At 45.8% G+C, this 18,026-nt stretch carries 18 protein-coding genes and 1 pseudogene; 17 read left to right on the top strand and 2 right to left on the bottom strand.

What is annotated here, in order from left to right; translation table 11 throughout:
* Window positions 1-5: 5 nt before the first annotated feature.
* The 4 genes and pseudogenes from mnmA (at window position 6) to H6F77_RS13690 (ending at window position 5,441) form a co-directional block, all read left to right on the top strand.
* A complete protein-coding gene (gene mnmA, locus H6F77_RS13705; RefSeq protein WP_309228849.1) occupies window positions 6-1,088 on the top strand; it encodes a tRNA 2-thiouridine(34) synthase MnmA in 1,083 nt (360 codons plus the stop codon).
* A gap of 95 nt (window positions 1,089-1,183) precedes the next feature.
* A pseudogene (locus H6F77_RS13700) lies at window positions 1,184-1,438 on the top strand (DUF6745 domain-containing protein); the annotation flags it as partial.
* Between the two features lie 84 nt (window positions 1,439-1,522).
* Window positions 1,523-2,704: a sulfate adenylyltransferase gene (gene sat / locus H6F77_RS13695; protein ID WP_190489277.1), complete on the top strand. Its 1,182-nt coding sequence runs from the start codon at window positions 1,523-1,525 to the stop codon at window positions 2,702-2,704.
* 286 nt (window positions 2,705-2,990) lie between these two features.
* Window positions 2,991-5,441: a caspase family protein gene (locus H6F77_RS13690; protein WP_190489276.1), complete on the top strand. Its 2,451-nt coding sequence runs from the start codon at window positions 2,991-2,993 to the stop codon at window positions 5,439-5,441.
* A gap of 103 nt (window positions 5,442-5,544) precedes the next feature.
* Here H6F77_RS13690 and H6F77_RS13685 read toward each other — a convergent pair whose 3' ends face one another.
* Window positions 5,545-6,033 (bottom strand): WbuC family cupin fold metalloprotein, encoded by a 489-nt coding sequence (locus H6F77_RS13685; RefSeq protein WP_190489275.1) that lies wholly within the window; start codon window positions 6,031-6,033, stop codon window positions 5,545-5,547.
* Window positions 6,034-6,080: 47 nt separating this feature from the next.
* On the opposite strand from H6F77_RS13685, the gene H6F77_RS13680 reads away from it, so the two are divergent.
* Together H6F77_RS13680 and H6F77_RS13675 are read left to right on the top strand one after the other, a co-directional pair.
* Window positions 6,081-7,097, top strand: coding sequence for a TPR end-of-group domain-containing protein (locus H6F77_RS13680; RefSeq protein ID WP_190489274.1), 1,017 nt, complete (start codon window positions 6,081-6,083; stop codon window positions 7,095-7,097).
* Between the two features lie 122 nt (window positions 7,098-7,219).
* Window positions 7,220-7,591, top strand: a complete 372-nt coding sequence (locus H6F77_RS13675) for a hypothetical protein (RefSeq protein ID WP_190489273.1) — start codon at window positions 7,220-7,222, stop codon at window positions 7,589-7,591.
* A gap of 72 nt (window positions 7,592-7,663) precedes the next feature.
* Here the strand turns inward: H6F77_RS13675 and H6F77_RS13670 are convergent, their stop codons facing one another.
* Complete coding sequence (locus tag H6F77_RS13670; protein ID WP_190489296.1) at window positions 7,664-8,536, bottom strand: S-methyl-5'-thioadenosine phosphorylase; 873 nt, start codon at window positions 8,534-8,536, stop codon at window positions 7,664-7,666.
* Between the two features lie 663 nt (window positions 8,537-9,199).
* Between H6F77_RS13670 and H6F77_RS13665 the strand changes: the two genes are divergently transcribed.
* The 11 genes from H6F77_RS13665 (at window position 9,200) to cpcD (ending at window position 17,972) form a co-directional block, all read left to right on the top strand.
* A complete protein-coding gene (locus H6F77_RS13665; RefSeq protein WP_190489272.1) occupies window positions 9,200-9,571 on the top strand; it encodes an SH3 domain-containing protein in 372 nt (123 codons plus the stop codon).
* Between the two features lie 480 nt (window positions 9,572-10,051).
* Window positions 10,052-10,735, top strand: coding sequence for a manganese catalase family protein (locus H6F77_RS13660; RefSeq protein ID WP_190489271.1), 684 nt, complete (start codon window positions 10,052-10,054; stop codon window positions 10,733-10,735).
* A 284-nt stretch (window positions 10,736-11,019) separates the two neighbouring features.
* Window positions 11,020-11,835: a sirohydrochlorin chelatase gene (locus tag H6F77_RS13655; RefSeq protein WP_242022143.1), complete on the top strand. Its 816-nt coding sequence runs from the start codon at window positions 11,020-11,022 to the stop codon at window positions 11,833-11,835.
* On the top strand, window positions 11,832-12,617 hold the full coding sequence (cobA, locus tag H6F77_RS13650) for a uroporphyrinogen-III C-methyltransferase (RefSeq protein WP_190489270.1): 786 nt from the start codon (window positions 11,832-11,834) through the stop codon (window positions 12,615-12,617). The genes H6F77_RS13655 and cobA overlap by 4 nt, the downstream gene beginning before the upstream one ends.
* Before the next feature lie 186 nt (window positions 12,618-12,803).
* On the top strand, window positions 12,804-13,382 hold the full coding sequence (locus tag H6F77_RS13645) for a Uma2 family endonuclease (RefSeq protein ID WP_190489269.1): 579 nt from the start codon (window positions 12,804-12,806) through the stop codon (window positions 13,380-13,382).
* Between the two features lie 38 nt (window positions 13,383-13,420).
* Window positions 13,421-13,555, top strand: coding sequence for a hypothetical protein (locus tag H6F77_RS28400; protein ID WP_255515748.1), 135 nt, complete (start codon window positions 13,421-13,423; stop codon window positions 13,553-13,555).
* Window positions 13,556-13,716: 161 nt separating this feature from the next.
* Window positions 13,717-14,658 (top strand): RluA family pseudouridine synthase, encoded by a 942-nt coding sequence (locus H6F77_RS13640; RefSeq protein ID WP_190489268.1) that lies wholly within the window; start codon window positions 13,717-13,719, stop codon window positions 14,656-14,658.
* 620 nt (window positions 14,659-15,278) lie between these two features.
* Window positions 15,279-15,797 carry a C-phycocyanin subunit beta gene (gene cpcB, locus H6F77_RS13635; RefSeq protein ID WP_190489267.1) on the top strand — a complete coding sequence of 173 codons (519 nt, stop codon included), beginning with the start codon at window positions 15,279-15,281 and terminating at the stop codon, window positions 15,795-15,797.
* Window positions 15,798-15,883: 86 nt separating this feature from the next.
* Window positions 15,884-16,372: a C-phycocyanin subunit alpha gene (gene cpcA, locus H6F77_RS13630; RefSeq protein ID WP_190489266.1), complete on the top strand. Its 489-nt coding sequence runs from the start codon at window positions 15,884-15,886 to the stop codon at window positions 16,370-16,372.
* Window positions 16,373-16,702: 330 nt separating this feature from the next.
* Entirely contained in the window at window positions 16,703-17,563 is an 861-nt protein-coding gene (locus tag H6F77_RS13625) for a phycobilisome linker polypeptide (RefSeq protein WP_190489265.1), read from the top strand.
* A gap of 127 nt (window positions 17,564-17,690) precedes the next feature.
* Entirely contained in the window at window positions 17,691-17,972 is a 282-nt protein-coding gene (gene cpcD, locus H6F77_RS13620; RefSeq protein ID WP_190489264.1) for a rod-capping linker protein CpcD, read from the top strand.
* The last annotated feature ends 54 nt before the right edge of the window (window positions 17,973-18,026 follow it).

Genomic DNA, 18,026 nt, shown 5'->3' with positions numbered 1-18,026 from the left:
TGATAATTTCAGTAGTTGAAAATTTTTCTGCCATGAACAAAGTCGTCGTCGGCCTCTCCGGTGGGGTTGATAGTTCAGTCGCCGCCGCCACCCTCCACCATCAAGGATATGAAGTTGTTGGTCTTACCCTTTGGCTAATGAAGGGTAAAGGCCAATGCTGTTCTGAGGGTATGGTCGATGCGGCTTCTATTTGCGAACAGCTAGGCATTCCCCATCACATTGTCGATAGTCGGGAAGTTTTCCAGGCTAATATTGTCGATTACCTGGTTTCTGGTTACGAAGCGGGAATTACTCCGTTACCTTGTTCTCAGTGCAACAAGGCGGTGAAGTTTGGCCCAATGCTGCACTATGCTCGTACAGAGTTAGGAATTGACAAAATTGCCACTGGTCATTATGCCCGGATTAGTTATAACCCGGATAACGGACGCTATCAATTGCGTCGCGCTGTGGATTTATCTAAGGATCAGTCTTACTTTTTGTATGATTTAGCGCAGGAAATGCTTGCTGGTTCGATGTTTCCATTAGGAGAAATGTTGAAAACAGAAACCCGGCGCGTTGCGACTGAATTTAACCTAAAAACTGCCGATAAGCCAGAAAGCATGGATTTGTGCTTGGTCGAACATCACGGGTCGATGCAAACTTTTCTGGATGGATATATTTCGCAGAAAGCTGGCGATATTGTCGATAAGTCGGGTAAAGTGTTGGGCAAGCACACTGGCGTTCATCATTACACTATCGGACAGCGCAAGGGGTTGGGAATTGCCGCACCGGAACCGCTTTATGTGATTGGATTGGATGCGGTAATGAATCGGGTGATAGTAGGCGATCGCTCTAGTGCGAATCATCCAGAATGTACCGTAGCCCGGGTAAACTGGGTTTCGATACCACAACCAACAGCACCAATTCGCGCCGAAGCCCAAATTCGCTATCGTTCGCCAGCCGTACCAGTTACCGTAGTTCCCGTAGAAGGCGATCGCATAAAGCTTGTTTTTGATGAACCGCAGTTTAGCATTACCCCAGGACAAGCAGCAGTGTTATACGACGGGGATATAGTGTTAGGCGGTGGAATCATCGAACGGCAACAGTAACCTGTAAAAAGACAATTTTATAAGAGGCAAAAGTAAAATCTTTTGCCTCTTTTTTAATATAAGTATGTGACTAAATATGGTTAAAACCCATACCCCTAATACAGGGTATAGGTTACGCTCGAATCTGCCAAGAATTGGAAGCCCAAGAATTAGATACTTGGCAAGAATATACTTTATTAAAAATAGCTAATAATCTCGATATCGAGCCAATTCACTTATTAAAAATGATATGCCCCAGCACAAAATCCATCCATGTATTGCGAGTCCCGCCTGATGTTAAGCTGGCACGCAAAGCAATCCGCTGGGTAAACTGGGGAACCGATCCAGAGGAATTTTTTATGCAAACATGAAATCTTGAGGGGGTAAAAATGCTCTCTTGCTTGGTACGATAAATTTTTGCAGCCCAAATCCCCAATCTACCCTCCTCAATGCAGATGACTAAGCAAGCAGACGGCATTACTCCTCACGGTGGCCAACTGATCAATAGAATCGATACACCAGCAGAACGAGAGGAATTTCTCGCTCAAGCAGACCATTTGCCGCGAGTGCAACTAAACGAGCGATCGCTCTCCGATTTAGTAATGATTGCCATTGGTGCATTTAGTCCCCTCAATGGCTTTATGAACCAGGCAGACTACGAGAAAGTCGTGTCTGATATGCGCTTGGCTAACGGGCTTCCTTGGTCGATTCCCATCACCCTATCGGTTACAGAGGAAGTAGCTGAACCCCTCAAAGAAGGCAATTGGGTGCGCTTGGATGACTCGAACGGGCGCTTTGTGGGCATTTTGGAGCTGACTCAAAAATATCGCTATAACAAAGCCCACGAGGCAATCAACGTCTACCGCACGGACGATACAAAACACCCAGGGGTGCAGGTTGTCTACAACCAAGGGCCAATAAATCTCGCAGGCCCCATTTGGTTGCTGCAACGCGACCCTCATCCCCAATTTCCTACCTACCAAATCGACCCGCTCCAATCCCGCCAGATGTTTAAGGAAAAGGGTTGGAAAACTATAGTTGGGTTCCAAACACGCAACCCCATCCATAGAGCGCATGAATATATCCAAAAGTGCGCTATGGAAACCGTAGATGGTTTATTCCTGCACCCCCTAGTAGGTGCAACTAAAGAGGATGACATCGCAGCGGATGTGCGAATGCGCTGTTATGAAATTATGCTCAACCACTACTATCCGAAAGATAGAGTGATTTTGGCGATTAACCCAGCGGCGATGCGCTACGCTGGCCCCCGCGAGGCGATTTTCCATGCACTCATCCGCAAAAACTACGGCTGCACCCACTTCATAGTCGGTCGAGATCATGCGGGAGTTGGTAATTACTACGGCACATACGACGCGCAATACATATTTGACGAATTTGAGCCAGGTGAATTAGGCATTGTGCCGATGAAGTTTGAACATGCCTTTTACTGCAAGCGCACCCAGCAGATGGCAACTACTAAGACCAGTCCCAGTACGCCAGAAGAAAGAATTCATCTGTCGGGGACAAAAGTGCGGGAAATGTTGCGTAGGGGTGAATTGCCCCCACCGGAATTTTCACGACCAGAGGTCGCTAAAGAGTTGGCAATAGCGATGAATGTTTATACTTTTGAAATTTAAGCTATATCTGGATTCCAGACGCTGCGTATGGAGTCTGCGGATTGAGGCGGCTAATACTATTTGGGTTTAGGATTGTGGATTGAAGTAGAGACGCGAAATTGTGCTTCGCGTCTCTACTACCTACTGGCGGGGCTTAAAAAATCCAAAATCCAAAATCTAAAATCCAAAATAGTATAAGAGGAAACGCCTTTGTGTCTCCCGTGACATGAGGCGTTACCAACTACGCATAGGATAGAAATGGTAGGCTCTGCCAGGATACCTGGGATGGCAGAGGAAAATTGAAGGAATGGGACTGAAGCGGCGGACTTTTTTGCAACAGGCTGGTTTGGCGCTGGCAGCACTGGGCGCGAGCGAAACGGCGCTATCGATACTGGCGGATAAAAGCTTTGCAGTACCTTTGCTGGATCGCTATTATCAAGCTCTGGCACAAACGAACGGGCGGAAGTTGGCTCTACTTGTGGGAATAAATCAGTACCCCCGCAGTGCGGCGTTGGGGGGTTGTGTCACTGATGTAGAGTTGCAACGGGAACTGTTGATTCACAGGTTTGGTTTTAAACCTGGCGATATTCTCAGCGTGACGGACAAAGAAGCCACACGGCAGAATATTGAGACGGCTTTCCTAGAGCATCTAACGAATCAGGCGCGTGAGGGCGATGTTGTGCTTTTCCACTTCAGCGGATATGGTAGCCGCGTGAAGATGATGGATGCATCTGGGATAGATGTACCACAAGAGGAAAATTCGCTAATCCAAAATTCTATTCCCAAGCAGAGTTTGGGAACGAGCAAAATCCAAAATTCCCTAGTACCTGTTGATGGCGTCCTGTCAGCGAAGGAGACACAAGGGGTCAACGATTTGCTGGAAGAGACGCTAATCTTGCTGTTGCGATCGCTTGCTACCGACCAAGTAACCACTGTTCTCGATACCAGCTACACAGATCCCGGTACTGTCGTCCAAAGCAATCTGCGGATTCGATCCCGCGCCAGCCTTTCGGCAGATAGCCCCAGTTTAGAAGAACTCGCTTTTCAAGAAGAACTCCTACGCCGCCTCAATTCTTCATCCGATCCGCTGAAGATAAAGCGCGACTTGGGTCAGATGCCAGGTATTGTTCTAGCAGCAGCAGGGCCGAGTCAACTAGCAAGCGAGGCTCCTTGGGGTGGTTTCAGCGCTGGGCTGTTTACCTATGCTCTTACTCAACATCTTTGGCAAGCCACGCCGCCAACAACAGTTCAAATTAGCCTCAGTAGAGCCGCTGGGGTAGTTGAGCAATTGGTGGGTAAAGAGCAACAACCCCAGTTAAGCGGACAGAAAAGTAACGAGCGATCGCTACTTGCTTACAACCTCTCACCAAACCCCACTATGGGGGCAGATGGTGTAGTTGTAGCTGTTGAAGATAATGGCAAAGCTGCCCAAGTTTGGCTAGCAGGCGTTCCAGCAACGGTTCTGGAATATTACGGGATAAATAGCCAACTCACCCTTGTTCCCCTACCCGGTTCCTCCGATCAACCCCTGCGCTTGCAAATTCGCTCTCGCGATGGTCTGACTGCCAAGGCGCAATTAAAAAGCCTAGAGCCAGAAGTCAAAAGTCAGGAAACTTTAACTCAAGTACCACAAAGCCCCCAAAACTCTGTTCAGGTGGGGCAGCTAGTTCAAGAAGCCGTGCGGGTTCTGCCGCGCAATATCGGCTTGAAGATTGCCTTGGATGCTCGTCTGGAGAGAATTGAGCGGGTAGATGCAACCAGCGCCTTTGCTAACGTTGCGTGTGCATCCTCAATTGTGGCGGCGGTGGATCAACCTGCTGATTATTTATTTGGCAACGTGCGATCGCAAACAACGACCGATGTAGCTGCTGCACATACTAATTTAGCTGATACATCAGTTACAGCCGCACCCAAAGCCCCTGTTATAGCGCTTTCTCAAACGGGTTATGGGTTATTTTCTCTCGGTCGCGACCCACTTCCCAATACAGCAGGGCAAGCGGGAGAGGCGGTGAAGGTGGCTGTCAATCGCTTGGTTCCAAAACTAAAAACGCTTTTAGCGGCTAAGTTGTGGCGTCTGACGGTGAATGAGGGTTCTTCGCGGTTGGGAGTTAGGGCGACGCTGGAGATGGTTTCTCCTCAAGAACAGGTGCTAGTGCTAAGAGAAACTCTGCGATCGCCTTTGGTTGGCGCTAGCGTCCCCAACCAAAACATGGGAACGAGTCAAGCGGGGATTCCTACTTTACCCGTCGGTAGCCGAATTCAGTATCGGATTGAGAACGAGGGCAAGGAACCACTGTATTTGATGATCTTGGGGCTGGATAGTTCGGGTAGCGCGATCGCTTTCTATCCTATGCAATCGCAAGAAGTATCGGCGACGGGGGAAACAAAAACCACTTTCCAAGAACCGCGCGTCGAGCCACAAACTACCCTAATTTTGCCGCAACCTTCGGCATCTTTTTCATGGGTTATTTCCGGCCCAGCAGGATTGGCGGAAATGCAACTAATTTGTAGTAAAGCACCCTTCACCCAGACGATGGCCGCTTTAGCATTGTCTAATCCAAAACGAGAGCGAGTAGCAGAGTTGAACAACTCCCTGGATGTGGCACGAGCGTTGTTGCAAGATTTGCACGATGCTAGCGCCAATGCGATTAGAGAACGGGGGGCGATCGCATCCGAAGCTACCTCTACATCCTCTGACACTTACTCGCTTGATGTGGCCACTTGGGCAACTCTCAGCTTTATTTACCAAGTGGTTTAGCTACAAAGGTTAGTAATTTGTTCTACTGATATACCAAGTCCGTGTTGTGCGTAATCGGCAATTGCTTAAGTAAAATTGCAGACATCTGGATATCAACTGCCTTTTAAGCAAAGTACCCAACCCACTTTTCTACCAACTGCGTCGCTGCTGGCGTCCCCTCAGTTGGGAAAGCCTCAAGAAATTCTTTATCGCCTCTAGAGTTATAAGGCCCTTCTTTTAATTCCAGAATTATAGTATCTGGAGCTAGCGCCACTAGAGTATGAACTGTTCCTTCGGCAAGTTCAATCCCCCTGGTTGAACCATTAGCACTTATACGCTCTGTGTATAATATTTTACCATCTTCATTCATGACGATCATGCCTATTTCCCCTTGCAGAACTAAGAAGAACTCAAACCCGTTCATCGCCGCTGGACGGTGATGGCGGTGGGGACGCACGTAGGTTCCAGGCTGGAGGACGTTGAGAAAGCGTTGAACTTTTTCGGTTTCGTCGTGAAAATTGTAGTTTTGGCGCTGGCGGGGGCTGTTACGAGCTTGCTGGGCTATAGTATCGAGTAATTCTTGGGTCAGGCGCTTGATTTGTGGAGGTTGCACGGTCTTTAATATCGGCTGGCGGGATAAGTTTAAAATTACCTAATTTTATGAAAATCAACAATCTAGTTGCGTCAGTTGTGCGTGCGCTTGGTGCATTTACTCTTTTGATACTTCTATTATTTTCTGGGACTGCTACTGTCGAGGCTGCACCATTTATATCACACCAGCCAACGTCTGCTGTAACGATGTTGAACCAGCAGGAGCAACAGGAAGTGCAAAGGCTACGGCTAGAGTTGGAAATGCGCGATCGCGTTCAAGAAGAAGTTGACCGCGCCTTCAGCCGCACGACAATTTTACTCAATACTTTGCTATTTTTACTAATTTTAGTTTGCATAGTAACAGTATCCGGAGTGTGGTTGTTAAGCCGCAATGGAATTAAACAAATACCTGCTTACGCTCCCCATGAATTAGAAGAAATAGGGGATAAATTAGCCGTACAAATAACCGCCAAAGTAACTGCTGACTTTAAAAGCCAAACCGAAGATTTTAACCAGCAGATTGAAAAGCTCAAAGCTGAGCTAATTAATCAACTACTAATTCCAATATCGGAGGCGCAAACTGCATTATCTGAGTTAAGACAACAGATAGATATTGGTTTTGCAGAAATAGAAAGGTTAAGGTACGAGCAGTATTACCAAGTGCAGAGCGATTTTGAACAAGAAATCGAAACCGAGAATTATGAAGCAGAATATCAAACATCAGAAGTGGTTTCAGATGGTCAATATGAGCTTGTAGCCGAATCTGAGGAAGCGGAAGCAGCGGTTCAAGAAGAATTTTTTAATGCAAATGATTATTTGCAGCAAGGCGAAGCTCATTTTGCTGAAGGGCGATATCTAGAAGCAACCCAATCTTATAACGCTGCTGTGAAATTAGACCCAAATCTAGCTGAAGCTAGGTATCAAAACGCTCGTTCTTATGCGATGCAATACCGCGTAAATCTTGCAATCGGAAATTTACAATGGGCTATTGATATGCACGAACAGTATAAGGAAATGGCAAAAACTGACTCTGCTTTTGCTGCAATTCGAGCAGAGGAGCAGTTTAAGAAGTTAATTTATGGATAGGTTACAAAAAGCGGCTAGTTAGGTTTTTTAACTTAAATTTTAGCCTTTTAGTGTCTGCGATCGCGGTATAAGCCTGTTCTATGAGCTAGCCTATACACATGATGTCTAGTTGAGGAATTGCCATGAATTCAAAGTTAATGACGATTGCAATAAGTACTACGCTGCTGATAACTTCTGGCACTACTGCCCTAGCCACTCCCTACAAGACTACCAGCAATCAAGTCGTAGTCACGGAGTTGGCACCGCGCACTAAATATACAGTCCAGACGACTAATTTGCGCGAGCGCAATAGCACTAGAACTATCACGACCAATGGCTGCGGACAAGCTTTAATTAGTAATGGTACAAGCTATAAACGTCTGATTATAAATAACCAAACTATCATTACTTCCTCTCTACCCACTCAAACTCACCAACGCTGTACTTCACGCAGGAATACTCACACTACTATTACAAACACTACTACTACTACTAAACAACAATTAAATAAATAACACTTTTTTTATAGCTTTCAAGCAGCAGTCCAGTAACAAAATCCTGGCTGCTGCTTCCTTACTAGGAGAAATTTACAAATACTTCTTCAACAACAAACCCAACTTTTCCTTAGCCGCCGCCGGAACATTATCCAGACGAGTAAGAATTGCATACTTCAACGCCGAGTGAGCATCTGAAACTGGAGGATTTTCACTCAAACGCCGCACGGTTTCTTGTATCACTTTCTGAGCATTTACCGCATTGCGTTGTAGATTGGCAATCACCATGTCTACCGTCACGCTGTCATGGTCTGAATGCCAGCAATCATAATCGGTAACTAAGGCTAAAGTTGCATAAGCAATTTCCGCTTCTCGTGCTAACTTCGCCTCTGGCAGATTCGTCATTCCAATTACTGTTGCGCCCCAACTGCGATAGAGGTTGGACTCCGCTTTAGTAGAAAATGCTGGCCCTTCCATGCATACATAAGTACCGCCGCGATGTAGAGTTACATCTGGCAGTTGCAAACTTTCAACAGCATCAGCCACCACTTTGGCAAGATTCTTACAGACAGGATCGCCAAAAGCGATGTGTGCAACAATTCCTTCCCCAAAAAATGTGGAAATTCTATCTTTTGTCCGGTCAATAAACTGATCCGGAACTACCATATCTAATGGTTTAGCTTCTTCCTTGAGAGAACCAACAGCTGATGCAGATATTAAATACTCGACTCCTAGCTGCTTCATAGCGTGGATATTAGCTCGAAACGGCAACTCAGAGGGTAAAAAAGTATGGTTGCGACCGTGACGAGCTAAGAAAGCAACCCGCGTTCCTTGCAAAGTTCCTAATATTAATGCGTCAGATGGTGCGCCAAATGGCGTGTCTATCTGCACCTCTTCTACGTCCTTGAGGGCGTCCATTTTGTATAGGCCGCTACCACCGATAATCCCAATTTTTGCCTGAGCCATCATCCTTCCTATTACGTGCAACGCCAAGCTATTGTACCGGGAAATTAGATGGTCTATTCAAAGCACATGAGAAACTGGTCTTATTTCTAAATAAGGGATTGACTGCACAAATTAAGGCAAGTTGTCAATGATCGATCTCACTTTAAGGCAAAGTAATTGTCACAGGAATTATGGCGTTTTAATAGCCTATTATTGTGAACATATCTTTACAATTAAGATACTGAGTTCGGTTTAATACATTAACTTCTATCTTAAGGATGATGTCAGCTACAGCTTATCTACCCAAAGTCTCAGTGGAACAAATAGTTGAGCGAATATTTACCTTTCGCCAAATTAGTCGCACTGACCAACATTTACTAATGTCAACTCTGTTATCTAAAGATTCCCTAAGCACGACGGACAGAGATCAAATCAACCGCGTTTGCGATGCTCTGCAAAGGGGATTACTAAGCGTAGTTGATTAATGGAACGTAAGGCTGGCGCTCAAACCTGGTGTAATAAATAGAAGCGGGGTAAATTATTAGCGATCGCTCTTCCAAAGCTTTGGCAGGCTAATAGTATTTTGCATACAAGTAAATTAAAAAAATATTATAAAATCAACAGTGTCGCACTAAATAAGGTAAGCTGTGCTTATTGACATCAGTTAAACCAGGCCTTTTGAATATGAGCAATTCGCGAAAATATATAGCCGCGATCGCGCTACTTTCTACCATCACTGGTTTGCAGCTTTTCTCTACTTCCATTTCTAATGCTGCCACCCTGATTGCACAAAACAACAGCATATGTTCGTTTATTAACGAAAATAATGTCAACATCCGGAGCGGTCCTAAAGCTCAAAATCGAGTTGTTGCCAAACTAAATAGGGGAGATATTGTAAGAGCGGTGCGAAAATCGGGAAGCTGGGTGCAAATATCTGGCAGAGTAACATCAAAACCTGGAGTAACTCCAGAAGTAGTTAAACCACTTAATGGTTGGGTAAGCAACAAATTTATCAACGGATGCTCGGAAGATCAATTTGAAAGATGGCGAACATAAGGTAAATATTCCTAATTTTAAGCTTTGATTTACTCATAGTGGGGAGAGCGATCGCTCTCCCCACTATCTATTTATGGGAATAACCGGAGTATGCCCTAGCGGGAAAGATTGCATAATATCTATTTTTAGGTAACTTAAATTCACATCAGCCACATTTTATTGCCCGAAGCGCCACATCCTAGCACTATGCTAGTTAAAAGCAGAAAACAATCCTAATTACCTATCACAGCCTAAGCCTAAATTTTACCTTATTGGCAGTGCAGACGAGCCAGCGATCGCGCGGCTATCATTCTTTGGTAATAGGAACCGAGATTTCAAGTCCTCCCTCAGATGCAGGTTTAGATGTATCCCCTGTACTAAGCTGTGGAAGTAAGCAAATACTTTTTGAAGGTTTAAAGACTTCCAACTCTTCATAAAAAACCTTCTTCAAAAATTCTACCTTGCTTTGTCCCGACAGCCTTAAAAAAAGGAGCTTAAATCGTGTTTTTTCACAAAAAAGAAACAATTCATACTGTAGATATCGTCGAGCCAAATCCACGCTTTGCCCAGTTGTTGTTAGAGCAATTTGGGGGAGCGACGGGCGAACTCACAGCCGCATTACAGTATTGGGTGCAGTCCTTTCACTGCGAAAATCCCGGTATTAAAGATATGCTCCAAGATATCGCCCTTGAAGAGTTTAGCCACTTGGAAATGGTAGGCAAACTTATCGAGCAGCATACTAAAAATAGCGATCAAACCGAAGCTTACAAAAGTACCCTCTTTGCCGTGCGCGGTATTGGGCCGCACTTTTTAGATAGTATGGGCAATGCGTGGACTGCTAGCTATATTAATGAAGGTGGCGATGTGGTACGCGACTTGCGGGCAGACATTGCTGCTGAAGCTGGCGCACGTCAAACTTATGAGGAATTAATCAAGTTGTCAACGGATGAAGCAACCAAAAACACCCTCGTGCATCTGCTGACCCGCGAGATTTCTCATACGAAGATGTTTATGAAGGCGCTCGATTCGCTGGGTAAGCTAACCGACCCAATGTTTGGAAATATTCAGCCTGATGAAACCGTCAATCTTTACTTTAATTTGTCTACTAATGGTAAAGACGAGCGCGGTCCCTGGAATTCTGAGCCTGATTTCCAATATGTTGCCAACCCATCTGCGGAAGGTTAACATTAGCATTTTGGTGTTATAGGGTTTGTTTGGTATTGGTGACTCTAACGATGCGATCGCATAATTCCAGCCGCGATCGCTTTGGTTAAGCATTCATACCGATGTGATATCTGAACCCAATTGTCAAAAATCGAGCTAGGGCAATTTACTTACCTAGCTCGATTTTTGTTAAAAAATTATTAATACTATCTATAATTTAAAAGCATTGGCTAAATTCGGTTAAAACCGATTAACAGAAAAAGAAACAATTTATACAGAAATTTCGGCTATAAAACGCTAAAAAATTGAATAGAACATTGTTAGAGAAAGATTCAGGTACGCATAAGCCCTTGTCATCTGCTTATCTATTGGTATCTCACGGAAGTCGCGATCCGCGCCCGCAAGCAGCTGTAGAGCAGCTAGCCGAACTAATACGCGATCGCGTGGCGATTGAGAGCGCTGCATTGGTGCAAAACTCGGTTAGCCGGGTGGCCGTGCTAGGTAATGCTTTGCAGCCCATGGTAGGTACTGCCTGCTTGGAACTGGCGGAAGATCCTTTGCACGAACAAATCCGGCAATTTGGCGATCGCGCTGTTGCTATTGGGTACAAACGCCTTGAGTTGTTGCCGTTGTTTCTTTTACCTGGGGTTCATGTCCAAGAAGATATCCCTCTTCAAGTAGCGAAGGCTCAACAAACTCTTGGCTCAAAGCTCACAATCGAGATACAGCCTCACTTAGGTTCGCACCCAGGCTTGGGGTATTTGCTGGCAAACCAGCTAGGTGATTTGGGCGTAGATGCACGCATTTTGTTATCTCACGGTAGCCGTCGTGCAGGTGGAAATAAGTCAGTTGAGGCGATCGCGGGAACTTTAGGGGCAATACCAGCTTACTGGTCAGTGCAACCCAGCTTAGAAGCGCGACTGTTAGAGTTAGTTACCTCAGAACATAAAAAGATAGAAATAGTACCCTATTTTCTATTTAGTGGTGGAATTACTGATGCGATCGCCAGGGCAGTCGCTCAGCATAGAGTACAGTTCCCATCTGCTAGTCTCCATTTGGCAGATCCAATAGGAGCTAGCGCTGAGTTAGCCGAGTTGATTTGGGATTTAAGAAGCAAATGAACAGCACAATCGCACAAGAAAAGAGGAGAAGCTGTTTGGGTAAGGTATATTTGGTGGGTGCAGGGCCGGGAGATCCGGGACTGATGACGCTCAAGGGAAAAGGGCTATTACAGTGTGCCGATGTCGTAATTTATGACGCCCTAGTGAGTCCTCCAATTCTAGAAATGATTAACCCGTATGCAGAGAAGATTGATGCGGGAAAAAGAATGGGACGTCACTCGTTGTTGCAGGAAGAAACTACACAGTTAATAATAGAAAAAGCGCAGACAGAAGCAATAGTTGTGCGGCTGAAAGGCGGCGATCCCTTTATATTTGGTCGCGGTGGCGAGGAGATGGAAGACTTGGTTAATGCTGGAGTACCAGTGGAAGTTGTACCAGGGATAACATCGGGAATTGCCGCACCAGCTTATGCAGGAATTCCTTTAACTCACAGAAATTATAGTTCCTCAGTTACGTTTGTTACCGGACACGAGTCGGCGGGAAAGTACCGACCTGCTATTAATTGGCAAGCGATCGCGCACGGTTCAGAGACAATTGTTATCTACATGGGCGTTCACAATCTGCCCTACATTATCGAACAATTGCAATTAGCTGGAAAGAGTTTAGAGACTCCAATTGCCTTAGTCCGTTGGGGTACTCGACCCGAACAAGAAGAATTGATTGGTACTTTGGAAACAATAGTAGAGCAAGTTGAGCAAACTGGATTTAGCGCCCCCGCGATCGCCGTTATTGGTGCAGTAGTTAATATGCACAGTATTCTGTCATATTGTCGCCCGTCTTAAGCATCAAACACGCATAAAATCCTCCCGAACATAGCCTGTCTCACAAGATAAATTTAATGTCTTGTGAGATAGGCTTTTTACTTGTCTGGCCTAAAGGTCATCCGACAAGAGATGGGCTTAGTCTAAAATCACAATATTACTTAATCGGCGACTATCGCAGTTGTCGCCAGACAAAGGATAAAGATTATGAGCTTTGTGCAGGCTAAACGCTTCACCCTAGCAGAATACCACCAACTCGCAGAACTCGGATTTTTCCATGAGGATGACCGAGTTGAACTAATTCGCGGAGAAATCATCCAAATGGCCGCAAAAGGTAGACCACACTCAGTTTGCAATACCCGTCTATTTCGGGAGTTATTCAAACTGGTGGGTGAGCGTGCTACCCTACGGGGACAAGAACCGATGGTTATCCCAAACGATGGTGAACCTGAACCAGATATTGCCATTGTGCAAAATCGCTCTGATGACTATTTCTCCGAACACCCTATTCCTGCTGATGTGTTGTTAGTGATAGAGGTTGCAGATTCTTCTTTAGATTATGACCAGAAGACGAAACTAGCCTTGTATGCTGAAGCGGATATTTCTAATTATTGGATATTTAATTTGGTAGATAATTGCCTGGAATGTTACAGCAGCACCTATGAAAATAGAGCAGCCAAATTTGGCTATCGCACCAAACAAATTTTCTTGCCAAATGAAGCGATCGCTCTACCCTGTTTTCCCGATTCGTCCCTAGATTTATCCAAAGTATTTCCCGGAATGTAAAGCTAATGAAGTGGTCATAGAGTAAGAAGAGCGATCGTATGAAGCTAGATTATCTAAGAGCGATCGCCCTCTCTTATCTTTCTCTGCGCCTCTGCGGTTCGCTTAAAATAATGCGATCGCGCCCTATAAACGATAAACTTACAAAGCAGACCAACCCCAAGCCAAACTCATGAGACATCATCTACCCCGACAGGGCTGGACAGCTAATTGCAGATACCACTAAGCAGTTTGAGTTAATTATATTGATCTAGCTGAAATGGGCAGAGCAAGCATAATCAGAACTGTAAGCCCTCCGCTTTATACTTGAAAAACGCGAAATTAATTCCAACAAACTGTGACAGAAATTAACTTAGAAATCAAAGATAGTAGCGAGTTCTTAGCAGCAAACAAGGGCGATCGCCTCGATGTTTGGCTAGCTAGCGAGTTAACAGATCTTTCCCGTTCTCGTATCCAAAAACTTATCGCGCAAGGTTGGGTAAAAGTTAACGAGCAACTTCCCTCTTCCAAAAATTACAAACTAAAAACAGGCGATCGCATTCATATAACTATTCCCGCTGTGGAAGCCCCCACAATGGAAGCGGAAGACATTCCCCTCGATATCCTTTACGAAGATGAGCAACTGCTCATTCTCAATAAACCCGCAGGATTAGTCGTTCATCCCTCCGCCGGACACTCGCAAGGCACTCTCGTCAACGCGCTTTTAGCCCACTGTCCCCTATCTGCAATTGGTGGCGTGCAGCGTCCCGGTATTGTCCATCGTCTGGATAAAGATACCACTGGCGCAATGGTTGTTGCTAAAACGGACTTTGCCCACCAAAACTTGCAAGCCCAACTTAAAGCCAAAACCGCCCGCCGAGAATATCTCGCCGTCGTATACGGTGTCCCTCCCACTGACATCGGTACAATTAACCTTCCTATCGGTCGTCATCCGGTTGACCGCAAGAAAAACGCGATCGTCCCCGAAGAAAAGGGCGGACGCGCCTCTGTAACTCACTGGCAAGTTAAGGAACGTTTGGGCAATTACACTCTGATGCTGTTCCAGCTAGAAACTGGTCGCACTCACCAAATCCGCGTCCATAGCACCCACATTGGTCATCCCATTGTGAGAGATCCGCTTTACGGTCCTGGTAACTCAGTCGGTGTCAATCTACCAGGTCAAGCACTCCACGCTTGGCGACTGCGTTTGCAGCATCCCGTGTCTGGAGATTGGATAGAAGCGATCGCCCCTCTCCCCCCAGCTTTTCTTACTCTCCTAGAGGTGCTGCGGCGTCGCTGAGTCGGTTCTAACGTTTGTCTAATCCACATATAAGTAAAAGTAATGTTTTATATAACTACACAAAGCTTAATAAATTCCTCATAACATTCAGGTTCAGAACTCCTTACCCCACCTATCTTTTGCACGAATCTTAAAAGATAATAAAGCAACCTAAATTTGGTGAATTAAGTATAAATACTACGTCGATTTTGGAGCGTATTGTACGATAATTAGAAGCTACAACCTATATAGGACAAAGTTTTGATGGTTTATTCATCTCTCTTGAGATAGGTTAACAAATCTTAAAAAACAAACAGCCCAAAGGCGTTGTATAAAAATAACCGGAGGGATCAATAACAGACAGAAGTTAAAGAAAACACGGATTTATCAAGTTTGCCTATCTCTCATAAAAAGAAGAATTTTTCTCATATTTCTCTGAAAACCTATTTGTTACCTGGCCGGATGGAAGTAACAGACGTGAGGGAATAAATGGGGTGAGGGAGCAGCTTGGTTGCGTGTTTGTGCTGAAGTCGGACGATCGATCTTATCCAAGGGCTGATTCAATAGCTTTAAAGAGCTAGCGAGCTACTTAAAGCGTTTTAAAAAATCACGATCAACCAAGTAAGTAGGAGATTTCGTTCATGTTAGACGCATTCGCCAAGGTTGTTTCTCAAGCAGATGCTAAAGGTGAATTCCTCAGCAGCGGCCAGTTGGACGCTCTGACAGCATTGGTTCGCGACGGCAACAAGCGTTTAGATACAGTAAACCGCATCACCAGCAACGCTTCTTCGATCGTTGCCGACGCAGCTCGTGCCCTGTTTGCAGAGCAACCCCAGCTAATTGCTCCAGGCGGAAATGCTTACACCAACCGCCGGATGGCCGCTTGCCTGCGCGACATGGAAATCATCCTGCGCTATGTCACCTACGCTGTACTAGCAGGTGACTCCAGCGTGCTGGATGACCGCTGCTTGAACGGTCTGCGCGAAACATACCAAGCACTGGGCACCCCCGGCTCTTCCGTAGCTGTTGGCGTGCAAAAGATGAAAGATGCCGCAATTAAACTCGCCAACGATCCTACCGGAATTACCCAAGGCGATTGCAGCCAGCTGATCTCTGAAGTTGCTAGCTATTTCGACCGCGCCGCAGCTGCTGTTGCATAGTCACAAAGCCATCGCCGGCTAGTGTGCAAGCTTAACGAAATCAGTTTTCACGGAAAACCTTTAGAACATAGGGAGATAACGCAACAATGAAGACCCCAATTACCGAAGCGATCGCAGCAGCAGATACCCAAGGCCGTTTTTTGGGCAACACCGAATTGCAAGCAGTCAACGGTCGCTTTGAGCGTGCTGTTGCCAGCATGGAAGCTGCTCGCGCCCTGACCAACAACGCACAGCGTCTGATCGACGGTGCTGCACAAGCGGTGTATCAGAAGTTCCCGTACACCACCCAAATGCAAGGCCCCGAGTACTCATCAACTCCCGAAGGCAAAGCTAAGTGCGCTCGTGACATCGGCTACTACCTGCGTATGGTTACATACTGCTGTGTTGCTGGTGGCACCGGCCCAATGGATGAGTACCTGATTGCTGGTTTGGATGAAATCAACCGCACCTTCAACCTATCTAACAGCTGGTACGTTGAAGCTCTGAAGAACATCAAGTCCAGCCATGGTCTGAGCGGTCAAGCTGCAAACGAAGCTAACACCTACCTCGACTACGCGATCAACGCTCTGAGCTAATTGAACGTATGGCCCGGAGGGGTATGCAGTTGCTGGCGCAGATGCTAGCAGGTGTTTACCGCTCCGGGCCTTGTTGTATCTGTAGCCGATAAAAGATTCCCTAGCTGCGACAAAGGAACAGAAAGTTTTTCGCGCCCTACAATCGGAAAACTCAGAAGTTGTAGCAAATTAATCGGATAAACGGCAAACTAACGAGTATTGCAAGCAATCAAATCCGACTAAATCAGTTAAAAAAGCTCATAGTTTATTGTTCAAAGCTGCTGATTCATAGCAAAGAACAATCAACAATGAACAATTTAAAAGTCTTGCTGTTAATTGGGAGAATTTCACATGGCTATTACAGCAGCCGCTTCGCGGTTGGGAACATCAGCTTTTAGTGATGCATCAAGGGTAGAACTACGCCCGAACTACACCAGAGCAGACATCGAAAACGTGATTCGTGCCGTATATCGGCAACTTCTGGGCAATGACTATATCATGGCTTCAGAACGATTGACCAGTGCAGAATCACTTTTGCGTGATGGCAACCTGACAGTGCGGGAATTTGTGCGGTCAATTGCTAAATCTGAGCTGTACAAATCCAAGTTTTTCTACAACAATTTTCAAACTCGGTTTATCGAACTGAATTACAAACACCTCTTGGGTCGTGCGCCATACGACGAATCAGAGGTGATTTATCACTTGGATTTGTACCACAGCCAAGGGTATGACGCTGAGATTGATTCTTACATCGATTCAGTTGAGTATCAAGCCAGCTTTGGCGACAATGTTGTGCCATATTATCGCGGTTTTGCAACCCAAACAGGGCAAAAAACTGTGGGCTTTAACCGGATGTTCCGGTTGTATCGCGGCTATGCCAACAGCGATCGCGCCCAAGTAGAAGGCAACAACCCTCGTCTAGCTCGCGAATTGGCTCGGAACGGGGCATCCAGCATCGTAGGCCCATCTGGTAGTAACGAAAACTGGGCATTCCGCGCTTCTAACGATGCCGTTCCCCAGAAGGCTTTGGGTAATGCAGTTGGGGAAGGCGATCGCGTCTACCGCATCGAAGTAACCGGACTGCTAAATCCTGGTTATCCCAGAGTCCGTCGCAGCAGCACAGCCTTCTTAGTGCCTTACGAGCGGCTATCGAGCAAGTTGCAACAAATTGTCAAGCAAGGCGGCAAAGTTGTTAGCGTGACGCCAGCTTAAAACAAAAAAGCATTCCCAGGCCGAGCCTGGGAACGAGATCAAAAGGCAAAAGAAAAAAATTCACTTTTGCCTGATTCTTTTTAATTTTGAATTTTGACCCCGTTTTATTGACTACAGGAGGTAGAAAATGTTTGGACAAACTGCAAACGGTAGTGCTGCCAATACATCATCAGGTAGCCGCGTTTTTCGTTATGAAGTCGTAGGTTTACGCCAAAACGAACAAAACGACAAAAATAACTACGACATTCGCCGCAGCGGTAGCGTATTTCTCACAGTCCCCTACAACCGCATGAACGAAGAAATGCAGCGGATTTTGCGGATGGGTGGCACAATTGTCAGCATTCAGCCAGTGACGGCTGATGCTTCAAGCAACACAGAGACCCAAGAAGCTAAAAAGGCTAAAAAGTAAAAAGCCTTCCCAGGCGGAGCCGGGGAACGAGGGAAAAAGAGCTTTTGACTTTTT

It is taken from the genome of Microcoleus sp. FACHB-831 (genome assembly GCF_014695585.1).
Taxonomy (GTDB): Bacteria; Cyanobacteriota; Cyanobacteriia; order Cyanobacteriales; family FACHB-T130; genus FACHB-831.
The sequence above is the reverse complement of the archived record's forward strand: the minus strand, read 5'-3'. Positions and strand labels throughout refer to the sequence as shown.

Coding starts and splice junctions, on each gene's coding strand:
- sat (WP_190489277.1), top strand. CDS start 1,523: ATGACTAAGCAAGCAGACGGCATTACTCCTCACGGTGGCCAACTGATC.
- H6F77_RS13690 (WP_190489276.1), top strand. CDS start 2,991: ATGGGACTGAAGCGGCGGACTTTTTTGCAACAGGCTGGTTTGGCGCTG.
- H6F77_RS13680 (WP_190489274.1), top strand. CDS start 6,081: ATGAAAATCAACAATCTAGTTGCGTCAGTTGTGCGTGCGCTTGGTGCA.
- H6F77_RS13675 (WP_190489273.1), top strand. CDS start 7,220: ATGAATTCAAAGTTAATGACGATTGCAATAAGTACTACGCTGCTGATA.
- H6F77_RS13670 (WP_190489296.1), bottom strand. CDS start 8,536: ATGGCTCAGGCAAAAATTGGGATTATCGGTGGTAGCGGCCTATACAAA.
- H6F77_RS13665 (WP_190489272.1), top strand. CDS start 9,200: ATGAGCAATTCGCGAAAATATATAGCCGCGATCGCGCTACTTTCTACC.
- cobA (WP_190489270.1), top strand. CDS start 11,832: ATGAACAGCACAATCGCACAAGAAAAGAGGAGAAGCTGTTTGGGTAAG.
- H6F77_RS13645 (WP_190489269.1), top strand. CDS start 12,804: ATGAGCTTTGTGCAGGCTAAACGCTTCACCCTAGCAGAATACCACCAA.
- H6F77_RS28400 (WP_255515748.1), top strand. CDS start 13,421: ATGAAGCTAGATTATCTAAGAGCGATCGCCCTCTCTTATCTTTCTCTG.
- cpcB (WP_190489267.1), top strand. CDS start 15,279: ATGTTAGACGCATTCGCCAAGGTTGTTTCTCAAGCAGATGCTAAAGGT.
- cpcA (WP_190489266.1), top strand. CDS start 15,884: ATGAAGACCCCAATTACCGAAGCGATCGCAGCAGCAGATACCCAAGGC.
- H6F77_RS13625 (WP_190489265.1), top strand. CDS start 16,703: ATGGCTATTACAGCAGCCGCTTCGCGGTTGGGAACATCAGCTTTTAGT.
- cpcD (WP_190489264.1), top strand. CDS start 17,691: ATGTTTGGACAAACTGCAAACGGTAGTGCTGCCAATACATCATCAGGT.